This is a genomic window from Paenibacillus doosanensis (assembly GCF_025060755.1).
Lineage (GTDB): Bacteria > Bacillota > Bacilli > Paenibacillales > NBRC-103111 > Paenibacillus_S > Paenibacillus_S doosanensis.
This window is the reverse complement of record NZ_JANYUY010000067.1, coordinates 12,459-38,487: the sequence shown is the minus strand read 5'-3', so window position 1 is coordinate 38,487 and position 26,029 is coordinate 12,459. Positions and strand designations below refer to the sequence as shown.

Genomic DNA, 26,029 nt, shown 5'->3' with positions numbered 1-26,029 from the left:
CGGCCGAGCCGGCGTCTCCCCCTGCGCGGCAGGCAGGGGGAGACGCTCCATCCCCTGAGGCGCAGGGGATGGAAACCGCGGCGGCGGCGGAAGCCTCGCCCGCCGCGACGCAGGCCCAGGCTCCGGCTCCGGCGGGAGCCGAGGAGCCGCAGCCTGCCGCCGCTGGCGCCGGCGCTTCAGCGGAGAGCGCCCCGGCCGCGCCTTCTCAGGGCGGCGCTCAGGCGCAGGAGCCGGAGCTGTCTTCGCCTCCATCTCCATCTTCTCCGCCCCCGTCCCCATCCCCGGCTCCGTCCCCGACGAAGCAGCCGGCGGGGAACGAGCTGACATGGGCGGAATTTTTCGACGATGATACGCAGTCGACGCCGTCGAACAAGTTCTGGGACTTAAACGGCAAAACGGTGCAGATCAAAGGCTTTATGGGCGAAGTGCTGTCGTTCGACAAGCATTGGTTTCTGTTGATCCCGCAGCCCGGGGCGGAATGTCCGTTCGACAACGGCGACGAGACGTACTGGAATAAAATTATGATCGTCTTCGTGCCCAAGGATACGAAGCTGAGGTACACGTCGGGGGCTTTGCAAATTACGGGCCGGCTCGACGTAGGCATCAAAATCGACGAATCCGGGTATAAGACGATGTTTCGGCTGTACGACGCCAAATTCGAGAAAATCAAGGAATAACCGATGCGGATTAAGCCGAGCCATACTTATTTATAACAATTGCGTCCATGGAAAAGCTTGCTTCTATGGGCGCTTTTTCATATGATAAGGGAATAAACTTGTTGATCCGATCCTTGCGGGATCGAACTCGGAGGAACATGCTGCTCAAGAAAACGCAAAAACAGCGATCGGCGGTGCATACCATCGTGATCGCCTATTTTTTAGTCATCTTCATCGTTACCGTTCTGCTCATACTGCCTATTAGCCTGAAGCCGGGTGCCAGCCTGTCGTTTACCGACGCTCTGTTTGTTTCCGCCAGCGCGGTAAGCGTCACGGGTCTCACTACCATCAATACCGCCGCCACCTTCAGCGGGTTCGGCACGATTGTGCTCATGATCGCTTTTCAGGTGGGCGGCATCGGCATTATGGCGATGGGCACTTTTTACTGGATTTTATTCGGCAAGCCGATCGGTCTTTCGCAGCGCAAGATGATGATGATCGACCAGAACCGTTACAACTTGTCCGGCATGGTGCAGCTGATGAAGCTGATCATCGGGATGACGCTGCTCTTTGAAGGCGTCGGGGCTTTGCTGTTCGGAGGTTATTTTTATTTTGCCGGCTACTACGACACGCTGTACAGAGCGATGTATCACGGTTTGTTCCATGCGGTGTCCTCGTACACGAACGCAGGCTTCGACCTGTTCGGCAATTCCTTGCTCGATTATTCCGACGATGTCGTCGTGCAGCTGCTCACGATGCTGCTTATTGTGCTCGGGGCGATCGGATTTCCGGTCATTGCCGAGGTTCGGGAATATTTATTCGGCGGGCATAAACGGTTCCGCTTTACCTTGTACACGAAGGTCACGACGACGACGTTCGCCATTTTGCTGCTGCTCGGGGCGGCGGGGATCTGGATTACCGAAGGGTCGAATACGTTCGAAGGCATGGCATGGTACGAGAAGGTGCTGAACGCCTTCTTCGCCTCGATCACCTCGCGCAGCGCGGGACTGGCCACCATCGATCCGTCCAAAATGACGGATGCCAGCCAGCTTCTGCTGGCCGTTCTGATGTTCATCGGAGCGAGTCCTTCCAGCATGGGCGGCGGGGTCAGGACGACGACCGTAGCGATTATCGTCTTGATGATCATTACGTTTATGCGGGGAGAAGAGGAAATCAGAGTGTTCGGGCGTTCCGTACGGCATGAAGATATCATTAAAAGCTTTCTCTTTTTCATTACGGGAGTTTTACTGGTCATGATCGGCATATTCGTCGTGCTGATCTCCGAATCGCCGCATGTGCCGGCAATCGCCGTCATTTTTGAAGTATGTTCCGCATTCGGGACATGCGGGCTGTCTACCGGAATTACCGGAAGCTTGTCCTGGGCGAGCAAAGTCGCGCTCATCGTGCTGATGTATATCGGAAGGATCGGAATGACGCAGTTCCTGACTTTGTTCGTTTCGCGCAAGGCGAAAGCGGATGTTCATTATCCGGAGGAACGGCTTATCATCGGTTAAATAAGAGGTGACTGAAAAAGGGTGATCATGGGGGAGCTTTCTCTCGTCGTCATCCTTTTTCGTCTGCGCTCTTGGAATGAAACTGCAGCAGCAGCAGCAGAACGTCCAGCTCCTGACTGAGGGTAATCACTTCCTGATCGCAAAAATTATTTTTTTTATTTACGAGCTCGACCAGCCTCGCCCGGAGCACTTCCACTTGTTCTGCCAATTCCATGATCAATAAATCCCCTAACTTTCAAAAATCTTACAACCATTTTAACACGACTGTTATCTATTGGGAAATGCTTTGTTTGCTATTGTGAAAAAAAGGGTAAACGGAAATATTTTACCGTTGGAAAGTATAACTGTTTGAATCCATTTTCACAAGGTGGAAATTATGAACTTTCGATAAAAACATGATAGTTTTCGTTATATCCTCTCTCCCGATTCCTCCTTATAATGGACGTTATATGGTGGGCTGCTGCCCGTCTTTCAGTTGAACAGGGGGGATTTGAGATGGCAAAATGGCCGGCGGGGAGAAGAGCGGTCCGTCTGTGGATGGCGGCAGCGGTGATGACGGCAGCGCTGTCCGGCTGCGGCGGCGGAGGGAAGGAAGAAGCGGCAGGAGAGCAAGCAGGAGCGAAGGAGGATTTGAATGCTCCGGTAACGCTTATCTTTAAGTCCGATTTCGGGGACGACCAGGAGGCGTTCGATAAAAAATACGGCAATAAAATCAAAGAAAAGTTTCCGAACGTTACGGTTCAATTTTTGCCAAGGGAGCAGGGGGTGGGAATTAATGAATTGATCACATCGGGCGTTTATCCCGACATTATGATCGGCAACACGTCCAACATCGATTCCTTCCTCATCAATCCCGGTCTCGCCTACGATATGAGCGGACTCATCAAAAGCGCGAACTACGATCTGGACCGGTTCGAGCCGACCTTGATCGAGCAAATGCGCAATACGAACCCCAAGGGGGAGTTGTACGGTCTGCCGATGCCTTACGGCGGGATGCAGGTGCTGTTCTACAACAAAGGGCTGTTCGATAAATTCGGCGTCCCTTATCCGACCGACGGGATGACTTGGGACGAAGTCTACGAGCTTGCCAAAAAGATGACCCGCGTCGACGGAGGCCAAGTATACCGCGGCTTCAGCTCGTTCATCGGCGCCGTTCTCCGCGATAACCAGCTCTCGGTTTCTTACCTCGATCCGAAAGCCGATAAGCTGAACGATACGGAGAAATGGAAGCGGCTGCTTGAGAATCTCGGGCGCTTTTATCAAATCCCGAACAATAACCGCGATCCGAAGAAGCGCAGTCAGACCGAGGAATCCGGAGCCTTTATGAAAAATATGAATGTAGCGATGATGGTCAATCAATTCGGGCAGTATACGGGCATTCCCGAGGAAATCGACTGGGATATGGCGGCGATTCCGACCTTCAAGGAAGCTCCGGATACGGGGACGCAGATCAACTCGGCTTACTGGTTCATTACGAGAACGAATGAGCATAAGGATATTTCGTTCGCGATTATTTCCTATCTGCTTTCCGACGAGGTGCAGGCGCTGGATGCGAAGCAGCAGGCGACGGTGCCTTCGCTCAAGAGCGCGAATGCCGGCGATGCTTTCCGGTCGCTCGGCCAAGACGTGCCGGCTCTTCAGGGGAAGAACGTGAAGGCGCTGTTCTATCATAAGCCGGCGGCGGCTCCGCCGAAGCGCGATCCGGGCTTGGTCGGGGCCGACCCGAATAAGCTGAAGGTGGCGCTGGAGACGGCGTTCAATCAGTATACGCTCGATAACGTCGATATGAATACGGTGCTTCGCCAGACGGAAGAAGCGGTGCAGAAGCTGGCGGAGGAGAAGAAGAACAATCAGCAGACGGAGAGCGCGGGCAAATAAATAACGGCAAGGCGGCGCAGCCTTCATGAGGCGCGCCGCCTTGCCGTTTAGTCGTTGCTTGGGAGAATCGAATGGCGTTCCAATACCGCTTCCCCCGATGACCGGATCTTTGTCCATGCAGCTTCGGCGCCGCAGCGTCCGGTCATGAGGCGCGCCGGCGTGCCATATGAATGAACGTGATGGCCAGAGCGAGCACAAGCACCGTTCCTTTAATAATATCGAACGCATAGTACGGCAAGTTCAGCATGGTCAAGCCGTTGAGCAGCACTCCGATCAGCACGGCTCCGAAGAAGGTGCCGATCACATTCGGTTTGCCTGCTCCGAGCACCGAGAAGCCGACGAACACGGCGGCTACCGATTCCATCAGGATCGGCGAGCCCGCGTCGATCTGCCCCGAGCCGACGCGGGCGGCGAACAGGATGCCGCCGATAGCGGCGAAGACGCCGGACAGCACGTAAGCGAGCGTGCGTACGCGGTTGACCGAAATGCCGGAGAGCCGCGCTGCTTCCCGGTTGCCGCCGGTCACGTACAGCTGACGGCCCCAGCGGGTATACGTCAGGAAGATGTGGACGACGACGACGGCGACGATCATCAGCACGACAGGCACGGGCAGGCCGAGCAGCTTGCCTTGGCCGATCCAGAGGAACGATTCCGTAAATTTGCCTGGCGCTTTCGTTCCGTCCTGCATTTGCATGTTGTTGTAGATGGAGAAGCCTTTGGTGTACGTCTTATGCACGCCGCCGATAATGTACATGACCGCGAGGGTCGCGAGCAAATCGGGAATTCTTACCTTCACGATAAGAAAAGCGTTTAACAAACCGATAATAATGCCGATCAATAGCGGAACGGTCAGCACCAGAACGAGCGGCAGCTGGTACCAGACCATCATCGTCGCGACGACGACCGTTGTCAGCGAGACGGTCGATCCGACGGACAAGTCGAAGCCGTCGACGATTTGCGAGAACGTCACGCCGATGGCCACGAACGTGACGATAGAGATGGAACGAAGAATGTCGGCCATGTTGTCGTACGACAAAAAGTTTTCGTTGACTACCGAAAATACGATGATAACGGCGGCGATAATGATGAGCGCCCCGTATTTGTATGAATAATCGAGCAGCTTGTCCTTCACTAGACCGTTGCCTCCCCTGCGCTGGCGTAATACAGTATTTGCTCCTGCGTCGCTTCTTCGCGCCGCAATTCCTTGACGATTTGACCGTAGCTCATGACGAGAATCCGGTCGGCGATGCCCAATATTTCCGAGATTTCGCAAGATAAGTAGACGATGCCTTTGCCTTCCTGGGCGAGCCGGCCGATCAGACGGAAGATGTCGCTCTTGGCGCCGACGTCGACGCCTTTGGTCGGCTCGTCGAACAAGTACACTTCCGCTTCCGTGGGAAGCCATTTGCCGACGGCGACCTTTTGCTGGTTGCCCCCGCTCAAATATTTGACCGTCTGGTCCATATTCGGCGGCTGAATGCCGAGCTGCGCGATCATCTCTTTGGCGTTGACGGCTTCCTTCGATTTCTGGACGAAGCCGAGCGTGCTGAACAGCTTAAGCAGCGGCAGCGACAAGTTATGCTTTACCGTCTGCTCGACCAGGATGCCCTGCTTGCGGCGTTCCTCGGGGATGAGCGCGATGCCTTCGCGCACCGCGTCGGCCGGACTGCCGAGCTTCAGCCGCTTGCCGCGCATCCGGATTTCGCCGCCGGCCAGCGGATCGGCGCCGAACAGCACGCGCGACAGCTCGGTCTTGCCCGCGCCGACGAGTCCGACGACGCCGACGATTTCGCCGCGGCTAACGGTCAAATCCACGCCGCGCACCTTCGTGGAGAAGGTGATGCCGCGAGCCTCCAGCAGCGGCTCGCCGATCTCGACCTCCGCCTTCGGGAATTCTTCCTCGAAGGTGCGGCCGAGCATCTGCTCAATCACCGCCTGCGCGTTCGTCTCCGCCGCCGCGACCGTCGTGATGCGCTGTCCGTCGCGCATGACGGTGATTCTGTCGCTGATGCGGAATACTTCGCCCAGCCTGTGCGAGATGAAGATGCAGCCGACGCCCTCGGCCTTCAGCCGCTCCATAATGCGGAAGAGCTGATCGGCTTCTTCATTGCTGAGCGGGGCCGTGGGCTCATCGAAAATAATGAACTTCGCCTTCTGCGCCAGCGCTCGTCCGATCAGCACGAGCTGCTTCTGCGAAATGCTAAGCTCGCTGACCTGGCGCCTTACGTCGATCGTGAGGCCGATATCGCTCAGGATGCGCTCGGCTTCCTTGTTCACCCGGCTCCAGTTGATCCAGGAACCGCCGCTTGTTTGGGTAAGTCCGTCGAGCATAATATTTTCCGCGATGCTCAGCTGGGAGACGAGGGCGGTATCGACCTCCTGGTATACGCACTGGATACCGCTGCGCATGGCGTCGATCGGGCCTTGAAGAGCGAGCGGCTTGCCGTCGATGGCGATCTGCCCTTGCTCGGGAATATAAGCGCCGGCCAGCACTTTGATCAGCGTGCTTTTTCCGGCCCCGTTAGCGCCGAGCAGGGCATGAATTTCACCGCCGCGCACTTCAAAGTCAACCTGCTGCAGCGCCTTGACGCCGGGGAAAGACTTGGATATCCGGTTCATTTGCAGTAAGGCGGTGGTTAAAGACATCAGGCATCACACTCCTTCTTTCAATGGAAAATCCCACCGGCCGTGCGCCGATGGGATAAGAGCTATTGCACGCGTTTTTCGCGAGGCTTCGGTCTATTTCTTGGCCGGTTGTTCCAATTGCTTGAGCCAATCGGTGTAGCCTTGCTCGCTGTTGCCCCAGCCTTTTACATGCTCGCTAAGCTGCGTTGTGGAGATTTGCGTTTGCGGCAATTGGTCGCGAGAAACGAATACCGGATCGAGCACGATATTATCCGGCGTCTGATCGCCGTGCAGTTTTTGGTACAGGTAACGGACTTGAACGCGTCCGATGTCTTTAGGATCGACGGCTGCGGAAGCGACCCAAGGATTCGTCGTGTCTTGGATCATTTGCAAGTCCTCGTCGCTCATATCGATCCCGTATACTTTAATTTCCGTCCGGCCCGCTTGCTGAATGGCGCGCGCCGCGCCTTTGGCGAATTCGTCCCAAGCCGCCCAGACGGCTGTGATATCGCCTTTGTTCGGATATTTCTTCAAGATCGCTTCCATTTGCGCCTGCGTATCGAGAGCCGTGTTTTGCGATGCCGCGCCGAATGCGGCAACCTCTTTGACATCTTTGTTCTTGTCCATAAATTGCTGGTAAGCGACTTGTCTGCGCTCCATCGGGGCGAAGCCGGCTACCCAGATTTTAACGATATTGCCTTTGCCGCCGATATCTTTGCTCATTTTATCGAGCGTCAGCTCGGCCATCTTCTGGTCGCCCTGCTCCAGCACGGTTACGCCGGGAACTTTAATATCCGCGTCGAAGGCGATAACCGGAATTTTTTTCTCGACCGCTTTCTTGATGCCTTGGTCGAGCGCTTCGGCGGTTCCGTGATCGATCAGGATGCCGTCGAATTTTTGGTTAATGGCTGCGTCAAGGTTCGAAGACATTTTGGCGAGGTCGCCGTCAGCCGTAAAGACCGTTACTTTGCCGCCGAGCTTTTCGGCTTGTTCTTTGACGCCTTCTATGTACTGCGCAGAGAACGTGCCAAGGTTAATTTGCATGATGAGTGCGATTTTTTTATTGGCCAGCGATCCGGCTGCGCCTGCTGCGGCATTATCTGCCGGAGCCGCGCCTTCCTGCTTGGCTTCGGGTTTCGCTCCGCAAGCCGCCAAGCTGATCGATAAAATCAGCACGAGCAGAAGCGCTATGCTTTGTTTCAAGCTTTTCATTCGTGGTCCTCCCCCGGAAAATCTGTTTTTATAATTCCAATATGATTACTTGGTAATTGTATTTTATCACTAGCCCTTGCAAATGGTCAATGAAATTTTCATTATATCGATGTATTTCGACTGAAATTTCGACAAATTATGACATCCCTAATAGTTTATAATAACACAGCGGCCGGAGAATGGGAATACGAGAATCCGCGTATAGCGGCTTGCGGCGGTCCAAGCGGCTTAGGCAGCAAAAAAGAGGTTGTAAAACAAGAATAAAAGATGAATAATAATAGGTAGTAAACGTTTTCAAAGCGGATTGACAGGCATGGCATCTACGTACGATTATCTCTCGGGGGAGGGATTCGATGAGACTATGGACCAAGTTCCGGCTGCGGCGGCGCAGCGTCGTTCTGACGTGGCTGTTATCTTATATGGCCGTGCTGCTGCTGCCTGTCGTGATCAGCATTATCGTATACAACTCATCGAGCAAAACGCTGGAGAGCGAAATTCATCAAGCTAACGACGCGCAGCTGAAGCAGCTTCGCGAGATTATGGATAACCAGTTTCAATCGATGGAACGGCTGAGCTTTGAAATGACCTGGAACGTCAAGGTGCAGGACTTGCTGTATTCCAACAAATACCGGACGCCGAACGAAGACCGGTACGATCTGTTCCAGGTAACCCAGGATTTAAAACTGTACAAATCGTCGTATCCTTTTTTGGATAGCTTCTATATATATTATGCCGCGGACGATATGCTGCTGCTTCCCGCCATAACCCGGGATTCCAAGCTCGGCTACGATCTGACCCACGAGGGAGGCTCCATGTCTTACGAGCAGTGGAGCGCTATATTGAAGCAGAAGTCGTTCAAAGGCTTTATCCCGATGCCTTGGCTCGGCGAAGACGGTCATTTGCGACAGGCGGTAGCTTACGTCAGCACTTACGCGGCCGGCCCTGGGGAGAAGCCTATCGGCACGAACGTCATTTTGCTGGACGAGGCGAGAATTCTCGGTCCCCTTGCCAATATGCAGTTTTACCGCGAGGGCCAGGTGATGATTTTGAACAAGGATAATCAGGTGCTTGTCTCCAGCAACGGCGACGCGGCTCCCGCCAATCTCCCCTACTCGGAGCTGAACGGCAATGAAGGGCTTTTCTACTTCACGAAGGACGGGGAGAAGATGGAGGGCTTCTATATTCATTCGGCGCGCGCCGATCTGAAGTACGTCTCCGTTATCCCGAGCCGCTTGTATTGGAAAAAAGCCGAGCAAGTGCGCAACCTGACCTACATGAGCATTCTGATCAGCGTAGTGGGCGGGGTGATCCTGACATACTTCTTCCTGCGCAAAAACTATGTGCCCGTGCGCGAGCTGATGCAGACGTTCGCCGGCAAGACGGACGCTCCGATCAAGGAAAGCGGCAATGAATTTCATTTTATCCAGGAGTCGATCCATCATACGCTGCGCGAAATGGATAAGTTCACGACGCAGATGAAACAGCAGCATCATGTGCTGCGCTCGAATTTCATCGGCCGGCTGCTGAAGGGCAAGCTCGACAGCCAGGTTCCTGTCGACGAGGCGCTGACCGCCTATCATATGCAGCCGCTGACGCAGGATTATGCGGTGATGCTGTTGTACGTCGATGAGCGCGGCCCGTTCTTCGAGCGCATTGAGGGGATGGAGGTCGGCGACAAGCATATGCTGCTGCAGTTCATCGTCACGAATGTGGTGGAGGAGCTGGCGGGGCGGAAGCATCGCGGCTATGCGGTGGAGATCGACGAGACGTTCGCCTGTTTGATCAATTTCAGCGCGGGGACGGAGGAGGAGCGCCGGGGCGAGATGATGAGCATCGCCAAGGAAGCGCAGAGCTTCCTGCTGCAGCGGTACCATATTCATCTGACGTTGTCGATCAGCGGGACTCACACGTCGATTTCCGGCATTTCGCGCGCGTATTCGGAGGCGCTGGAGGCGATGGAATACAAGCTTGTGATGGGCAGCGACGAAATTCTCGCTTATCCTGCGCTGCGGCGGGAGGAGGAGCAGGACCGCACGTCCGGCTATTACTATCCGCTATCCGTAGAGCAGCAGTGGATGAATTCGATGAAGATCGGCGATCTGGAGCAGGCGAAGCGGACGCTGGACGATATTATCGAGCGCAATTTCCGCAGGCATCCCGCACTGCCGGTGCCGCTCGCCAAATGCTTGTTGTTCAATCTGGCAAGCACGATGATCAAGACGACGAGCGAAATGGGCGACGAAATGAGTCCTTTCCTGCGCAATAACCCGAAGTCGATTGAGCGGCTCATGGCGTGCGAGACGGTCAAGGATATGCAGCTCCAGCTGAACGGCATATTGGAGAAGGTGTGCGCGTATACTTCGGACAAGCGCCAGCAAAATATACAGCAGGCCCGTCAGCAGGCGCTGCAATCGCTGGTGGAGCGCGTTACGGCCTTCATCGGCGAGCATTATCAGGACGTCAATCTGAACATATCCATGATCGGAGAGCATTTGGACATGAAGGCGACGTATGTGTCCAAGCTGTTCAAGGATCAGACCGGAGGCGGCCTGCTGGATTATATTAACAAAGTGCGTATTGAGAACGCCAAGACGCTGATTGCCGAGCATCAGCGAAGCATTACCGATGTCGCTTCGCTCGTCGGCTTCAACGACCCGAATGCGTTTATCCGCACGTTCAAAAAATACGAGGGGATTACCCCCGGCAAATATAAAGAAACGGTGAGTGTGTGACGATTTCCGCGAAGCGGCGGCCGTCCCTTCGGGATCGCCCGCGCCTGCATGCACAGACAGCGGTGTTCCGCCGGTATATGGCGGAACACCGCTTTTTTGTTGTTTAGGAAATGATGCGCAGCCATATCGTGGATATCCGAGGTCTCCCCCGAAAGGAAAGTCTACCCATAGAACGATCCCAGAGGAAGGGTTAGACGCCGATCCAGCTTAGGCTGGATGCGGACGGAATATGCTTCAGAGCAACCGGCTTACGGGAAGGCAGCGGAAGGTCGAAAAGCGGCTCAAGGCAAGCGGGCCGCGTCCGGCAGCACGGCAAACAAGCGAATGCCGCCAATCGGAGCTCGCCGGAGAAGCGCGCGCCCGTCCTCGTTTCTCGCTTCTCAACCGTTTCCCCGGCCAATTTCCCCGGTCAATGCACCGCCTTTTCCGCCGCTTTTTGTCCCTATTTTGGATATATTGCAGATCGATTTGGAGCTTTTGACTACTGCCGTTTCATATATTGACGATGAGAAAGAAAAAATTGCCGATATCAATTTGTAAGCGTTGTCATTATGATGAAAGTGTGAGTTACGCATCTCATACCTAAAAGAATAGCGGGAGGTCGAAAGCGATGAAGAAAAGAAGTAAACTCATCCCTATTGTAACGATCACCACCATGATGAGCAGTTTGGCGATAGCTTGTTCCAATCAAGCGGCTCCGCCGGCTGCCGATAACACCAAAGCGCCGCAGGGCGACAGCGCCCCGGCGGCAACGACATATCCTATTAAAACGGATAAAACGCTAACGTATTGGGGAGAAATTACCGGCAACGCAGTCGGCATCAGCTCTTCCCTGGCGGATATTCCGTTCTTCCAGGAATGGCAGAAGCGGACCGGCGTTCCGCTCAAGTTTTCCTCTCCGGTCGTCAACCAGGCCAAAGAAGGCTTGAACGTCCTGCTGGCGTCGGGCGATCTGCCGGATATGATCGAGTACAACTGGCTCGATTTCCCCGGAGGTCCGGAGAAGGCGATCAAAGACGGCTATATTTTGAAGCTTAACGATTATATCGATAAATACGCTCCGAATTTAAAGAAATATTTGAAGGAGCATCCGGACGTCGACAAAATGGTCAAAACCGACGAAGGCAACTATTTCGCCTTCCCGTTCATTCGCGGCGACGAATATTTGAAGGTGTTCCAAGGGCCGATTGTGCGTAAAGACTGGCTCGACGAGCTCGGTCTGCCGATTCCCGAGACGATCGACGATTGGTATACCGTGCTCAAAGCATTCAAGGAGAAGAAGGGGGCTGCCGCTCCGCTGTCCTTCTTCAGCGTGCCGCGTCCGCTTGAGCAAATTTATAACGGCGCTTTCATCGGAGCCTTCGGCATCAACCGGATGTTTTATACGGAAAACGGCCAGATCAAATTCGGTCCCGCTCAGCCGGAATACAAGGAATTCCTCGCCACGTTCCGCAAATGGTACGCAGAGGGCCTGATCGACAAAAACATCGCCACCGTAGACAGCAAAACGCTCGATGCGAGCCTTGCTTCCAATGCGACAGGAGCCACGATCGGCAATACCGGGGGCGGCATCGGCAAATGGATGCCGATTCTGACGGCCAAAGATCCGAAAGCGAATCTGGTAGCTGCACCTTATCCGGTGCTGAAGAAGGGCGATACGCCGAAATTCGGGCAAAAGGACCCTGCCTTTGCGCCGGGCGGCATGGTGGCGATTACCGCCAATTCCAAAAACGCCGAGCTTGCGGCACGGCTGCTTGATTACGGCTACAGCGACGACGGGCATATGTTCTTCAACTTCGGTACCGAAGGCGTCAGCTACAAGATGGAGAACGGCTATCCGAAATATACCGATCTCATTATGAATAATCCGAACAAATTGGCTCCTGCCCAAGCGATGTCGCAGTATATCCGCGGCAACTACAACGGACCGTTCGTACAGGATAAACGGTATATCGAGCAATATTTGACCATGCCTTCGCAGAAGGAAGCAGTGACCGTTTGGTCCAAAACCGATGTGGACAAATACGCGCTGCCTCCGATTACGGCTACGCCGCAGGAGAGCACAGAGCTGGCCAAAATTATGACCGACGTCAATACGCTGGTCGACGAAATGACGCTCAAAATTATTTTGGGCAACGAGCCTCTGGAAAACTTCGACAAGTATATGGATAAGCTGAAGTCGCTCAAGCTGGATCGCGCGATCGAGATCGAGAAAGCTGCGCTGGACCGTTACAACAAACGGTAATTCGCGCGTGATCCGGAAGGCCGTACCAGGAGAGGCGTATGACGCCTCTCCTCCCGGCGCCGGAGATGCCGAGGATACCCCGCAACTATTGCGCTAGCCGAAAGCTTGCGAAGCCGGTTCCGCCGTGAGAGGCGGAGCTTCAGAGGAGGGAATGTTATGGCCAAAACGATGACTGTCGAGACATCCGAGAGCGCCGCGCTGCGCCGACCGAGCTGGACTTCCCGGGTCGTCAAAGACTTTGTGCTCAACAAATATTTGTATTTGATGATGCTGCCCGTTCTCGTCTACTATGCAATCTTCCATTATGCTCCGATGTACGGGGCGATTATCGCTTTCAAAGACTATACGCCGATGAAAGGCATACTCGGCAGCCCTTGGGTAGGGCTGGCCAATTTTCAGGACTTTTTCAGCAGTTATTACTTTTGGCGTATTTTGAAAAATACGATCGTCATCAGCGCCTATTCCTTGTGTTTTGAATTTCCGGCGCCGATCATCTTGGCGATTCTCATCAACGAAGTGCGCAATGCCGCATTCAAGCGGGTCGTTCAATCGATCACTTATATGCCGTATTTTATCTCGCTCGTCGTCATTTGCGGGATGATTAAAGATTTCACCAACAGCGACGGCATCATTAATATGATCTATACGTACTTCGGCGGCGACGGTCAGGCGATGCTGCAGAAGCCGGAGCTGTTCCGGGGCATTTATATCGTTTCGGAAATTTGGCAGAAGATAGGCTGGGAATCGATCATTTATATCGCCGCATTAATGAGCATCGACCAAGAGCAATACGAAGCGGCCCGGATGGACGGGGCGGGGCGGTTCAAGCAAATTTTGCATATTACGCTGCCCGGTATTTTGCCTACGATTACGATCATGTTTATCCTGCGGATGGGCAATCTGCTGAACGTCGGCTTCGAGAAAATCATTTTGCTCTACAACCCGGCTACTTACGACACGGCGGACGTCATCAACACCTTCGTCTACCGTAAAGGCTTGCTTGAATTCGGCTGGAGCTACAGCTCGGCGGTCGGCTTGTTCAACTCCGTCATTAACCTGATCCTGCTCATTAGCGCCAACTGGATCAGCCGTAAAATCAACGAAAACAGTCTATGGTGAGGAGGGACTTCGATGAAACGGGATAACGGCATTATGGAACGGATCTTCGATTGGAGCGTCCACATTATACTGCTGCTGCTGGTCGTCATTGCTTTGTATCCGCTGCTGCATGTGGCCTTCTCCTCGCTCAGCGACGCCAACCAGATCATCGCCCACAAGGGGCTGTTGTGGAAGCCGCTCGGCTTCAGTCTGGAAGCGTACAAGAACGTGTTCGATAACCCGGGCATTTTTACGGGCTACCGCAACACCTTGTTTATCGTCGTATGCGGCGTCATCATCAACTTATTCGTCACGGCGCTGGGCGCTTATGTGCTCTCCCGCAAAAACGTCATGTGGAACAAAGTATTTATTTTCCTCGTTGTGCTTACCATGTTTTTTAACGGCGGTTTGATTCCGCTTTATCTCGTAGTGAAAAACGTCGGTCTCATCAACTCGCTGTGGGCGACGATCATTCCGTTTGCGGTCAATACGTTCAACCTGATCATCATGCGCACCGCCTTCATGTCGGTTCCCGAAAGCCTGGAAGAATCGGCGAAGATCGACGGAGCGAACCATTTTACGATATTGTTCAAAATTATTATTCCGCTCTCCATGCCGGTTATCGCCGTAATGATTTTGTATTATGCGGTGGAGAAATGGAACGGCTGGTTTTACGCCTCGATCTTTATCAAGGACCGCGATCTGTATCCGCTGCAGCTGATTTTGCGGGAAATTTTGCTCGCGAATTCGACGGACAGCATGTCGTCCGGAGCCGCCGCAGCCGATAAGTTCCAGATCGGGGAAACGATCAAGTATGCGACCATCATGGTAGCCACGGTGCCGATCTTGTGCGTGTATCCGTTCGTGCAAAAGTACTTTGTCAAAGGCGTCATGGTGGGTGCTTTGAAGGGGTAATGGGCGGCGGGCTCCCGCTGCTTGGGATGCTTGGGATGTACCGCAGTATTGCCGCAAAGAGCCGGGATTCTCGGACTTTGCGGTATTTTTTTGCATTTTTGGCGTTATGCGAGCAACCTTTTGGAAAGCATCGCCGTCTAGAAGGTAACTCCGGAGTGATAAGTTGGAAACGATTTGCAAAATTTTGGTGAACAATATAAGCGAAAGTCAAATCCCGTTGAACAATGAGCGTTCGGAAGATCGAGTGGAAACTTCTATCGACCGCAGGCCGCTTGTTTTTCACCGCACTTCAAAAGCAAAGGTGGATATTGATACATGAAAAATAAAAAATGGATTACTCTGATGTCGACGGCAGCTCTTCTGTGCAGCGTGTCCGCCGGTTCGGCGTACGCGTTTTCGGATGTGGACGCGGCGGAAAAAGAGCCGATATCGGCTTTGCAAAATAGAGGGATCGTCAGCGGCGTGGACAGCCAGCATTTTGTTCCGCGCGGTCAAATCAGCTATGCTCAAACGGTCAGCATGATCGTAAAGGGCATGAAGCTGAATCTCAATACGGTCAAATTCGTCAAAAAGCCGGTGGCGTCCGACTACTTTACGAACGTTCCTAACGACGCCTGGTACGCCGAAAGCTTCGTGATCGCCAAGGTGAACGGCCTCGATCTTCCGCAGGATATCGATCCGAACGCTGCGGTCACCAAAGAGAAGTATGCCGATCTTCTCATTCATGCGCTGGATACGAAAGGCGTCTTCCCGACGGTGAAAATGCTCATTCTGTTCGCCGACGAAGACCAGATCGACAGCGAGTACAAGGACGAGATGCAGCGTATTTACCTGCATAAGATCGCCAATCTGGGCGAGGACCGCATGGCCCATCCGAAGCAGCAGATGACCCGCGGCGAAGCGGCCGTGTGGCTTTATAATACGATCAAATTCGCGGAAGCGCACGCAGAAGCGCCAGAGACGCCGCAGCAAGGCGATGTTGAGGTGAGCGTCGAGAAGGTTAGCGACGAGGTGAACAAGGTGATTTTGTCGCGCCAAATGCCGCATCCGGGCTATGGCCTGCAAATTACCGGCATCCGCTTCCAGGAGGACGGCACGGCGGTCGTTCAATACCAAGTGACGGCTCCGGACCCGGACAAGATGTATCCGCAGGTCGTTACGGAGGTTAAGGCGGCAACCTACGTTGCCTCGAAGTATAAGCCTGTTGCCGAACCGGCGGTTGTTACACTGCCCGGCGTGCTCGGCGGCTCCTCCAGCTCCGAACCCGCCGCCTCTACCGTGTCCGATATCGTTCAGCCGCAATAAACGCCGGACGCCGCGAGCCTATTGCGGGTTAAACGCGGATATCCTGTCCGTCTATAAGCATCCCTATCTCGTTGTCCGCGGCTTCTTTCAAAGCTTGCCCCGGACGAAACGGATAGGGGTCTTTTTGTTTGAGAAGCGGCAAGGTGTGGTAAAATAAACCTGATTGTTATCAACGGAAGGGAGCTGTTTCTTTTATGGATAAAAAATTCGCTCAGCTGGATCATATCCGGCTCGCTTACAAGGAACAAGGACAAGGACCGGCCGTCGTGCTGCTGCACGGCTTTTGCGGAAGCTCCGCTTATTGGGACAAGCTGCTGCCTTTGCTTCCGGACGGCTGCCGCTTTATCGCCCCGGATTTGCGAGGTCACGGGGACTCCGAAGCGCCGGAAGGAACGTATACGATGGAGACGATCGCGGACGATATCGCGCAGTTCATCGGCAAGCTGGGCCTCGGCCAAGCGATCGTCCTCGGACATTCGCTAGGGGGTTATGCGACGCTGGCGCTGGCCGAGCGTCATCCGAATGTGCTGTCCGGCTTCGGCTTGATCCATTCGACCGCCTATCCCGACAGCGAAGAAGGCAAGCAAGGCCGTCTCCAAGGGATGGAGACGATTAAGGGGCAAGGGCTGCCGGCGTTCATCGACGGCTTGATTCCGAAGCTGTTCGCGCCGGATCACCTGCAATCGATGCCGGAGGCGGTGGAAGAGGCCAAGCGGATCGGCAACGGCACGAGCCCGGAAGGGGCGATCCGCACGCTCGAAGGGATGCGGGTGCGGCCGGACCGCAACGGCGTGCTGCAAGGGACGAAGCTGCCGCTGCTGCTCGTCGCCGGTGAGAACGACCGGATCATTCCGGTCGAGCGGACGATGGCCGTGAGCGGGGAGCGGGTGACGCAGCAGGTGATCCGAGGCTCAGGCCACATGAGCATGGTGGAAGCGCCGCAAGAGCTTGCGGAAGCGATTGCCGCTTTCGCCGCCGCTGTGCGGTAACTGCTTTATTTTTTGAAAAAAGTGAGCTAATGATTATTGCTAGGGCATCTTCCCGGTGTTACGATACAACCAAATCCAGCGAAGATAAACAGAAATCAGGAGAAGGTGCCCAGAAATGCATAAGCTTGTACTGAACGAGACCCAACGGTTTTTACTGCGCAGCGTGTCCATTATCGTGCTCGGTCTCTTTATTAACCAATTGCTGCAGACGGCAGGCGGGATCGTACTGGCGCGCGTGTTGAACGATCCGGCTCTGTTCGGCGAAGTGAACCTGCTGCTGCAAATTTTCGGGATGGTGTCGCTCTTCCTTAACGTAGGCTTCAATGCCGCGCTTGTCTATTCGTTCTCAACTAATGTCCAGGAAGCGGTGCAGGATAAATTCCGGTTGGCTTTGATCGGAAGCATGTTTTTCGGCATCGTCGTCAGCCTGCTGCTCGCCGCCTTGTCGCCGTGGCTTGCCCGTGCGTACCAGCTTCCATCCTTGCAGGGGGCGCTCTTGATCAGCTCTCTCATGCTTATTTTCAACTCGGTCATCAACGTCGGAGTAGCCTCCTTCTCGGGCAACCGGGATTTCGGCACTCAGGCTTTTTTTATGGTCATTACGACGATATTTTCGACAATGGGTATGATTCTGGGGGTGCTTGCGCCCGCAGGTCATAACTTGTTATGGGGCGTTTCGCTGTGGATGGGGGGCGGCTCGCTGCTGACCGCCTTATTTATTTGCTGGAAGGCGAAGAGGGTGCATCGGCCGCGGTGGGGCGGGGGAATCCGATTGTCGCAAATGCGGGAGATGATGAAGTACGGCGTTCCCGTATGGGCCGGCAATATTGCCAAGGCGTTCCAGCAGCCGTTTCTCGTAATGGTGATCGGCGCGAGCTCGGTCGTTGCCGTAGGCCATCTGGCCAATGCGTTTCGAATTACGGGCTTCATCGGAATTGTGACCTGGGCGTTCATGATCGTCACCTTTCCGTTCGTCGCCGAGAGCTCGAAGGATTGGGCGGAGAGCCGGCGCAGAGGAACGCTGTGCGTGCGGTATAACAACCTTATTTTGTATCCGCTGACGTTGGCGATCTGCCTGTACCCGGATGAGATCAACGGTTTTTTGTTCGGGACCAGCTACGCGACCGGCGACTCAGGCACCTATATCCGGCTGTTGGCGCTCGGCGTATTTTTCTCCTCCGTCGGCCGTCTGGGCGGCAATATTTTGGCCGGGCTCGGCAAAACGAAAGCGAATTTCTGGGTGATGATCGTTGCCGGCATCTTTGTCGTCGCTCTCGTGCCGTTTATCGCCGGGAATCATCCGGTGCTCGCCGTCTGGATTTACACGGGCGGCTGGGCTGTATCGGCTTTGTCGATGATCTGGTTCTTCTACCGCGAAGGCTTCAAGCTCGATTGGTGGAAAGCTTACGGCGAGCCGCTGCTGCCGACTTTGGCGATGGGCGCGCTGATGGAGCTCGGCCGGTTCACCGGCTCCTGGTTCGGCTGGTTTGTCGGAATGGGCATCGTCTGTCTGCTGCTCGGGACGTACTACATTGAAGCGAACCCGCTCCCCGTACGCGGTATGCTCCGGCTGAAGCCTTCGGTCGGCGGGCGAAATAAACTCAACCGCTGACGGTTGCCGTATTGTGCCGGGCATGGTTTGCGGGCGGCCTATTTCGCTGGCAGTCTATTTCATAGTAGCGACATTTACTTGTGGGGAGGACACAGTGAAAAGGGGATTCGTCAATTTTGTTCCTTAGACGATAAAACAACCAGGCAGAATGTGGACGCCAAACTGAAGCGCGATAACCTATCAGAACACGACCTGCACTAGATCGCGAAAACCTGCAACGCGACGTTCGAAGGACGTCCGACTGCTAACGGACGCCACAGCCGTTACATCGTTCGAAGCCGCCGTTTTCAAAACGTAACGGACGTCACAGCGCTTAATGGCTCGGAATGGCCGCTTCAACGGGGCTGCTTCGTCAAATAGCGGCTGCTATGTCCGTAAGGAATCCAAAGGTCCGATTTTTGCTTGTATAACGGCTGCAGTGTCCGTTACGCTTAGCTGTCTCCGTCCCAACGCAGTTTATAAGTGCGATACCGCTGATTTCCGCTGGCAACCGTCAACAGATTTCGTTCGACCAGTCCATGAAGCACTCGCCGGGTGTGGCGATCGGACAGTCTGAGATGCCCGGCAAGGTCGCCGGCTGCAAACGAGTGAAGCACCCGGCGCGCATACCGCAGCGTTTCCGCCTCAGCCCAGTCCAAATCGGACGATAGCGGGGTGGAGATGAATTTCCCGATAAAAGCAAGTACCAGTTGCTTGCAAAATTCAGGTTCTTCCATTATCGATAGATAAGCGACATAAAGACAAGTCCAATCATCCAGCGCAAGCATCGAATGCTTTTTGCACAAATCTTTGAAGCGGGTAACGCCGATGTCTCTCGCATGGGACCGATAATCCTGAATTTCGATGCAGCCTTTGACCCCTCCCGGCATATATGCCAGATCAAGATAGCGTATGGAATTGTGAACATCGCGAATCTCCCATTCCGGATACAGATGATCCAGATTTCCAACCGCCGGATACCAGCAGGATCGCAAAAATGCCACGGTGCCGTGCGATAATCCTCTCTCAAGAAGCTCGCGTCTTCTCGCGTTCCTCTCCTTCGCAATATGCTGATGCAGCCATTCCTCATAGGTTTTCAAAAATAAGCTCATGATCCAATCCCCTTTTTTTCAAGCTAACGAAAAAGCCGCCCTAATACGGCATCCTTGCAAGGATGGTCATATTAAAGCGGCATGTGCTTCAAGCCGGTTTCGATATGGTTCGAGTATATACGATTGTGACGGTTATCGCAACGGATACCCGTCTTTTATTCGATCAAGCCCATACTTTCATCCCAAAGGAAAATGCGTGCTACTCCGCTATACCCGCAGATTTGCCCTTTCTTTCCCGTAGGCGCATTTAGAAGAGTGGTGAAAAAGTCCGCTGCGGCGTCCATTTGATCCTCCAATCGCTGTTGAAAACGGATTCTTTGGATTATTTTTTCGTTTTTCTGTGGAGAGAATCCGTCTGCATAGGCGACCGCTTACGCTGTTCCAACTCTCTAGCCGCTCTCCGGCCACTTGTTCAACGGGCTTTTAGAAAAGGACGGCTAGTTTGCCGTCCCAAAATACGCTCGGGAGGGGCGCGGGCTGATCCACTCGCAAATGACGGGCGATAAGCGGGCGATTCCTCATCCCCCTGGCTCCGCTCCCCGCAGATTTCGTGCCAAACCGGCGTGAGCTGCACATTTCCTAAGCTGCGGATTATTCATCAAGCGAGATGATACCCCGCTGAAGGCGGCTGTGGAGAACAGGTTAAAATCAGATGATTGATGTAACGGGCGATCCGATATACGTTGGAAATGAAGCTTTTGGGTAAAATTCCCATAAGGGGATGGTTGCCCGGCTTCCGCCATGAACGTATTGCAGCCCACGTTCTTAATGGCGATCTTACACATATCCCGGGGAGGTGAACTGTAAGACGGCGTTAATGCCCATTTATTCCTAACAGCAATATCAGTACGATTAAAGGAGGAAGATAACGAAATGAAAAGAAAGGGAAGCATTCGACATTTGGCGTTGATTTTGAGCTTTTCTCTGCTGGCTGCTATGATCATGTTGACCCCGGTTTCGGCAGCGACGTTGTTCAGCGATAATTTTGAAGACGGCAACGCCGACGGATGGATGACTCAGAACGGCACTTGGTCCGTCGTCCAAGACGGAGGTTCTTATGTCTATTACCAGTCCAGCACGAATGAGGGGCGAGCATCGGCCGGAAGCCAGACATGGACAGATTATAGCGTAGAAGCCAAAGTAAAGGTCGACAATTGGAACGGCTCTAATCGTACCTATGTAGCGGGGCGTTACAAGGACGGCAACAATTTCTATGCGGCATCCCTGTATAACAGCAGCGGAGGAACGCTGGAAATCCGTAAAAAAGTAAGCGGTTCAACGACAACGCTTGCCACCAAAACGAACGTAGGCTTGTCTGCGGGCACCTGGTATACCGTAAAACTTGAATTGGCCGGATCTTCCATTAAAATGTATGTTAACGGTACTTTACAGCTGACGGCCACGGATTCCAGCTTGACGTCCGGCGGAATCGGGCTGGTCGCTTATAAGACCGTAGCCAAATTTGATAACGTCGCCGTTTCGGACAGCGGGTCTTCGACGCCGACACCGACCCCAACGCCAACACCGACGCCAACGCCGACGCCAGCGCCAACACCAACGCCTCCGGTATCCGGCAGCATTTATGTCGCACCGAACGGGCTGGACGGCAATGCGGGAACGATCGGCAGCCCGACGACTCTGACGTCGGCGATTACGAAGGTCGCGCCCGGCGGAACGATCTACCTGCGCGGAGGCACGTACGCCTATTCCACGCAAATTACGATTGACCGGACGAACAGCGGAACGGCCGGCGCCAAGAAACAGATCGTCGCTTACGGCTCGGAGAAGCCTGTGCTGGATTTCTCCTCTCAGACGTACAACGCCTCCGACGTGTCCCAGAATGCACGGGGATTGCAAATCAACGGCAGCTACTGGGTTGTGAAAGGCCTGGAGGTGAAGGGCGCGGCGGACAACGGCATCTATGTGGCCGGCAATTACAACCGTCTTGAAAACCTCGACGTTCATGACAACCGGGATACGGGCGTGCAGCTCGGAAGGTACTCCTCTTCGGCGTCCAACAGCGAGTGGCCGAGCTACAATGAAGTCGTCAATACGTATTCTCATGACAATTTCGATCCGGATAACGGCGAGGATGCCGACGGCTTCGCCGCCAAGCTGACCGTGGGACCGGGCAATGTGTTCGACGGCTGCATATCGGCGTATAACACGGATGACGGCTGGGATTTGTACACCAAATCCGATACGGGAGCGATCAGTCCGGTAACGATTCGCAACAGCGTCGCTCATCACAACGGGCAGACTTCCTCGGGGAATTCGACCAGCAACAGCGACGGCAACGGCTTTAAGCTCGGCGGAGAGAAGATCGCGGTCAATCATATCGTGATCAACTCAGTCGCTTACCAGAATAAGAAGCACGGTTTTACGTACAACAGCAATCCGGGCTCCATTACGATGAAAAACAATACGTCCTTCGGCAACGGGCAAAGCAATTTTGCTTTCGATACGGGAACGCATCAGTTTTCCAACAATTTGTCCTACAAAGGCTCCTCCAGCGATAAAACGAGCGGAACCGATGTGGACAGCTCCAACGTTTGGTGGAAAAATAACAAAAGCACCAATGCCAAAGGCTTGGTTGCCGCGGACGACGATTTTGTCAGCTTGACGCCGACGCTGACCCGCAATGCCGACGGATCGCCGAATTTGGGCAATTTCCTGAAGCTGGCTTCGGGTAGCGATTTGAAGGGGGCAGGTACGCCTAGCGGCACGGATATCGGACACAATTAACGGTTTGATTGGCCTGCCCTAGGGTTGGGTATAACTGAGGTAAGAGGAGGACCCGGGGGAAATGCTTTCTTCCCGGGCCGCTCCCATCCTGCCCTGCAATAAGCGGCGAGACTCTACTAACCACCTGGGGGCGAGGATCATCATCACTACATGGCTGTGCAGCTTGCTCTTCATGCTGTTATGCTTTTTCGTTTACCGTTATATGGACAAGGGGAGCGGGCTGCGGCGCAGGAACGCTTCGGAACATAGGCTGCTCTTGTCGGCGATACTTGCGGCGGGATTCATTATCCGCGTCGTTATAGCTTGGCATGTTTACGGTTATGACGTCGATGTCAACACGTTCAAGGCATGGGCGGCGCATGCGGCTTCCGCAGGTCTTGCGGGCTTTTATACGGAGGATATGTTCGCCGATTATCCGCCGGGTTATATCTACGTGCTGTATGTCATCGGATGGCTGAGAGAGCATCTGAACATGCCGTTCGATGATCCCGCGTTTTTGCTGCTGCTGAAAAGTCCGGCGATCGCCGCGGATATGCTCGGCTCGTATTTGCTTTACCGCCTGGCTATCCGGTATACCGGGAATTTAGCCGCCGCTGCGGGCTCGGCAGCGCTTTATTTGCTGAATCCGGCGGTGATCGCCGACTCGGCCGCTTGGGGGCAAGTAGATTCATTTTTCATGCTGTGGGTGCTTCTGCTGTTCGAAGCGTTGTCGCAGGGGAAGCTGAGGCCGGCGGCCGTGCTTTATGCGGTTGCGCTCTTGATCAAGCCGCAGGCGCTTTTGTTCGGGCCGCTGCTGCTGTTTATCTTTGTCCGCCGCCGTTCGTGGCGTGAGCTGGCTGTCTGCCTCGGGCTCGGACTGGGCGCTGTCGTCTTGCTGGCCGCTCCGTTTCTGATTCATAAGGGGCCGTTCTGGCTGTTCAGCCTGTATTTCGGCACGCTGTCCTCTTACCCGTACGCCAGCTTGAACGCGTATAATCTGATGGCGCTGCTCGGAGGCAATTTTGCTCCGGTCGCAGAGAAGATGCTCTTGCTTAGCTACCAGACATGGAGCGCGCTGCTGATGGCTTGCTTGCTCGTGTTTGCGGCCTTCTTGTATTTCAAAAGCAAACGGGACGAGTCGCAGCTCGCCGTGATCGGCGCTCTGCTGATGGCGGGGGCTTTCACGGTGCTGACGAAAATGCACGAGCGCTATTTGTTTTACGCGCTGCCGCTGCTGCTGTACGGCTTCATACGGTCCAAGGACCGGAGGCTGCTGCTGTTGTTCATCGGCTTCAGTGTGACCCATTATATCAACGTCGGTCAAGTGCTGACGGCAAGCTTTCGCCAAGAATACCATATCGCTCCGGGAGATGCGGTGCTGAGAGCCGTTTCGCTGACGAACGTCATATTGTTCGCATTCTTATGCGTAACCGCATGGCTGCTGATCGTTCGGCAGAGCACGGTCATGCTCGCGGGCGGAACCGCCCGGGAAGATGGCGGCGGGGCCGATCGCCGCGGCAAGGCGAGCGACGAGGGGCGTTCCGCCGCCCGCTTGGCTTCCCTCGAGAGCAACGCGCAGCTAAGCGCGGCGGCGGAGGATACGGAGCGAAGCGGCTTGCTGAAGCTGCTTCCGCGCGTCTATCCGCTGAACTGGGGGCGCAAAGACACGCTGCTGCTGGGCGCGCTTGTGCTGGCGTATTCCGTGCTCGCCTTCTATCATCTCGGCTCGACCGAGGCGCCGGAGACGGGATGGCAGGCGACGGAGGCCGGGGAGCGGATCGTCATCGATCTGGGCGAGAAGCGGCCGATCGAGCGGATCAACAGCTTCGAAGGGATCGGGGACGGCAGCTTCACGTATGAAATCAGCGAGGACGGACTTGCCTGGACGGAGCCTGTCGAAGTTTCCGCCGATGTGTTCAAGGTACTGATGTGGCAGGTGATCCCCGTCAATGAGACCGGGCAGTATATCCGGCTGACGGTGAAGCAGCCGACGTTTACGTTGAACGAAATCGCCGTCTACGCCGAAGGGAGCCGGCAGCCGGCGCCGATTCGTTCGGTGCAAGGCGAGCGGGTAAATCCCGCTACGGCGGAGGCGGTCGCGCGGCTTGCCGATGAGCAGAGCAAGGCGGCGTACACGCCCACGTACATGAACGGCGCTTATTTCGACGAAATTTATCACGCCCGTACGGCGTACGAGCATCTGCATAAGATCGAGCCTTACGAATCGACGCATCCGCCGCTCGGCAAGCTGTTCATTTCGCTAGGGATTGCGCTATTCGGGATGAATCCTTTCGGCTGGCGCATTGTCGGAACGATGCTCGGCATCGCCATGCTTCCGATCATGTATGTGTTCGGCAAACGGCTGTTCGGCCGGAGCGAATATGCGTTTGTCTGCAGCTTCCTGATGGCGGCGGACGCCCTGCATTTTGTCCAGACGCGCATTGCGACCATCGATGTGTACGGCGTATTTTTCATCCTGCTGATGTTCTACTATATGTATCGGTATTGCGGGGAGAGCCTGCTGGCCGAGTCGTGGACAAGATCGTTCATCCCTCTCGGGCTGAGCGGCCTGTTTTTCGGCTTGGGAGCGGCGTCCAAATGGATCGCGCTTTATGCGGGAGCGGGACTGGCCGTCATGTTCTTCCTATCGCTGGCGCTTCATTACAGAGAATACCGGCTGGCGGTGAGAGAGCTTGCCCGCGAGCCTCGGACGGATGCACAGCGGGCGGCCCGACTTAAAGCTATTGCCGATGTGTTTCCGTTCCGGGCGCTCATGACACTGCTGTTTTGCTGCGGCTTTTTCGTCATCATCCCGGCGGCGATCTACGTCATGTCCTACATTCCGTTTATGATGGTGCCCGGCCCCGGGCACGGACTTGCGGATGTATGGACGTATCAAAAAAACATGTTCAGCTATCACAGCCAGCTTAAAGCGACGCATCCGTTCAGCTCCGAATGGTGGCAGTGGCCGATTATGGCAAGGCCCGTATGGTATTACGGCGCCGCGGAGCTGCCTCCCGGCCAAATATCCAGCATTGCGGCGATCGGCAATCCGCTCGTATGGTGGACGGGATTCGCGGCGATCGTGCTGCTGCTCGTGCGGGGCCTTCGGACCCGCTGCCCGAAGGCGCTGTTTATCGTCATCGCCTTTTTCTCGCAGTATGTTCCGTGGATGCTCGTGCCGAGGCTGACGTTTCTTTATCATTATTTTGCGATGGTTCCGTTCTCGATTTTGGCGATCGTTTATTATTACCGGCATTGGAAGGAAACGAACCCCGCAAGCAAGCGCTGGCTGTACCTGTATCTGGGGGCGGCCGCCGTCGGTTTCGCGCTGTTTTATCCGGTGCTGTCCGGCCTCGTCGTAAGCCGCTCTTATGCGGAGCATGTGCTGAAATGGTTTCCGCAGTGGCAGTTTTTTTAACCTATTATCCGA

At 54.7% G+C, this 26,029-nt stretch carries 16 protein-coding genes and 2 pseudogenes; 13 read left to right on the top strand and 5 right to left on the bottom strand.

Going from position 1 to position 26,029, the window contains the following annotated elements; all coding sequences use genetic code 11:
* Together N0M98_RS29995 and N0M98_RS29990 are read left to right on the top strand one after the other, a co-directional pair.
* Positions 1-677, top strand: a 677-nt coding sequence (locus N0M98_RS29995) for a hypothetical protein (RefSeq protein ID WP_259620070.1), incomplete at its 5' end; no start/stop codon positions are given.
* 137 nt (positions 678-814) lie between these two features.
* A complete protein-coding gene (locus tag N0M98_RS29990; protein ID WP_259620069.1) occupies positions 815-2,170 on the top strand; it encodes a TrkH family potassium uptake protein in 1,356 nt (451 codons plus the stop codon).
* 49 nt (positions 2,171-2,219) lie between these two features.
* On the opposite strand, the gene N0M98_RS29985 is transcribed toward N0M98_RS29990, so the two are convergent.
* Positions 2,220-2,384, bottom strand: a complete 165-nt coding sequence (locus N0M98_RS29985) for an aspartyl-phosphate phosphatase Spo0E family protein (protein ID WP_249861452.1) — start codon at positions 2,382-2,384, stop codon at positions 2,220-2,222.
* 281 nt (positions 2,385-2,665) lie between these two features.
* Here N0M98_RS29985 and N0M98_RS29980 point away from each other — a divergent pair, with 281 nt between their 5' ends.
* Positions 2,666-4,048: an ABC transporter substrate-binding protein gene (locus tag N0M98_RS29980; protein WP_259620068.1), complete on the top strand. Its 1,383-nt coding sequence runs from the start codon at positions 2,666-2,668 to the stop codon at positions 4,046-4,048.
* 142 nt (positions 4,049-4,190) lie between these two features.
* Here N0M98_RS29980 and N0M98_RS29975 read toward each other — a convergent pair whose 3' ends face one another.
* From N0M98_RS29975 to N0M98_RS29965, 3 genes are all read right to left on the bottom strand, one after another.
* Positions 4,191-5,180 carry an ABC transporter permease gene (locus N0M98_RS29975; protein WP_249861454.1) on the bottom strand — a complete coding sequence of 330 codons (990 nt, stop codon included), beginning with the start codon at positions 5,178-5,180 and terminating at the stop codon, positions 4,191-4,193.
* Positions 5,180-6,694, bottom strand: a complete 1,515-nt coding sequence (locus tag N0M98_RS29970) for a sugar ABC transporter ATP-binding protein (protein WP_249861455.1) — start codon at positions 6,692-6,694, stop codon at positions 5,180-5,182. The genes N0M98_RS29975 and N0M98_RS29970 overlap by 1 nt, the downstream gene beginning before the upstream one ends.
* Positions 6,695-6,787: 93 nt before the next feature.
* Positions 6,788-7,885, bottom strand: a complete 1,098-nt coding sequence (locus N0M98_RS29965) for a sugar ABC transporter substrate-binding protein (protein ID WP_249861456.1) — start codon at positions 7,883-7,885, stop codon at positions 6,788-6,790.
* Positions 7,886-8,238: 353 nt separating this feature from the next.
* Between N0M98_RS29965 and N0M98_RS29960 the strand changes: the two genes are divergently transcribed.
* The 7 genes from N0M98_RS29960 to N0M98_RS29930 all read left to right on the top strand — a co-directional run bounded on the left by N0M98_RS29960 (position 8,239) and on the right by N0M98_RS29930 (position 18,781).
* A complete protein-coding gene (locus N0M98_RS29960; protein ID WP_249861457.1) occupies positions 8,239-10,617 on the top strand; it encodes a helix-turn-helix domain-containing protein in 2,379 nt (792 codons plus the stop codon).
* Between the two features lie 610 nt (positions 10,618-11,227).
* Positions 11,228-12,862: a type 2 periplasmic-binding domain-containing protein gene (locus tag N0M98_RS29955; protein ID WP_249861458.1), complete on the top strand. Its 1,635-nt coding sequence runs from the start codon at positions 11,228-11,230 to the stop codon at positions 12,860-12,862.
* 264 nt (positions 12,863-13,126) lie between these two features.
* Positions 13,127-13,981, top strand: coding sequence for an ABC transporter permease (locus tag N0M98_RS29950; RefSeq protein WP_375295567.1), 855 nt, complete (start codon positions 13,127-13,129; stop codon positions 13,979-13,981).
* A gap of 12 nt (positions 13,982-13,993) precedes the next feature.
* Complete coding sequence (locus N0M98_RS29945; RefSeq protein WP_249861460.1) at positions 13,994-14,875, top strand: carbohydrate ABC transporter permease; 882 nt, start codon at positions 13,994-13,996, stop codon at positions 14,873-14,875.
* Positions 14,876-15,190: 315 nt separating this feature from the next.
* Positions 15,191-16,180: an S-layer homology domain-containing protein gene (locus N0M98_RS29940; RefSeq protein WP_249861461.1), complete on the top strand. Its 990-nt coding sequence runs from the start codon at positions 15,191-15,193 to the stop codon at positions 16,178-16,180.
* Between the two features lie 194 nt (positions 16,181-16,374).
* Complete coding sequence (locus N0M98_RS29935) at positions 16,375-17,169, top strand: alpha/beta fold hydrolase (RefSeq protein ID WP_249861462.1); 795 nt, start codon at positions 16,375-16,377, stop codon at positions 17,167-17,169.
* Between the two features lie 115 nt (positions 17,170-17,284).
* Positions 17,285-18,781, top strand: coding sequence for an oligosaccharide flippase family protein (locus N0M98_RS29930; RefSeq protein ID WP_259620067.1), 1,497 nt, complete (start codon positions 17,285-17,287; stop codon positions 18,779-18,781).
* 431 nt (positions 18,782-19,212) lie between these two features.
* Here N0M98_RS29930 and N0M98_RS29925 read toward each other — a convergent pair whose 3' ends face one another.
* Positions 19,213-19,872 (bottom strand): transcriptional regulator, encoded by a 660-nt coding sequence (locus N0M98_RS29925; protein ID WP_249861464.1) that lies wholly within the window; start codon positions 19,870-19,872, stop codon positions 19,213-19,215.
* 873 nt (positions 19,873-20,745) lie between these two features.
* On the opposite strand from N0M98_RS29925, the pseudogene N0M98_RS29920 reads away from it, so the two are divergent.
* The 3 genes and pseudogenes from N0M98_RS29920 to N0M98_RS29910 all read left to right on the top strand — a co-directional run.
* Positions 20,746-21,342: pseudogene (locus tag N0M98_RS29920) on the top strand (3-keto-alpha-glucoside-1,2-lyase-like domain-containing protein); the annotation flags it as partial.
* A gap of 102 nt (positions 21,343-21,444) precedes the next feature.
* Positions 21,445-22,617: pseudogene (locus N0M98_RS29915) on the top strand (right-handed parallel beta-helix repeat-containing protein); the annotation flags it as partial.
* Between the two features lie 61 nt (positions 22,618-22,678).
* Positions 22,679-26,017, top strand: a complete 3,339-nt coding sequence (locus N0M98_RS29910; protein WP_259620066.1) for a glycosyltransferase family 39 protein — start codon at positions 22,679-22,681, stop codon at positions 26,015-26,017.
* Positions 26,018-26,029: the final 12 nt, after the last annotated feature.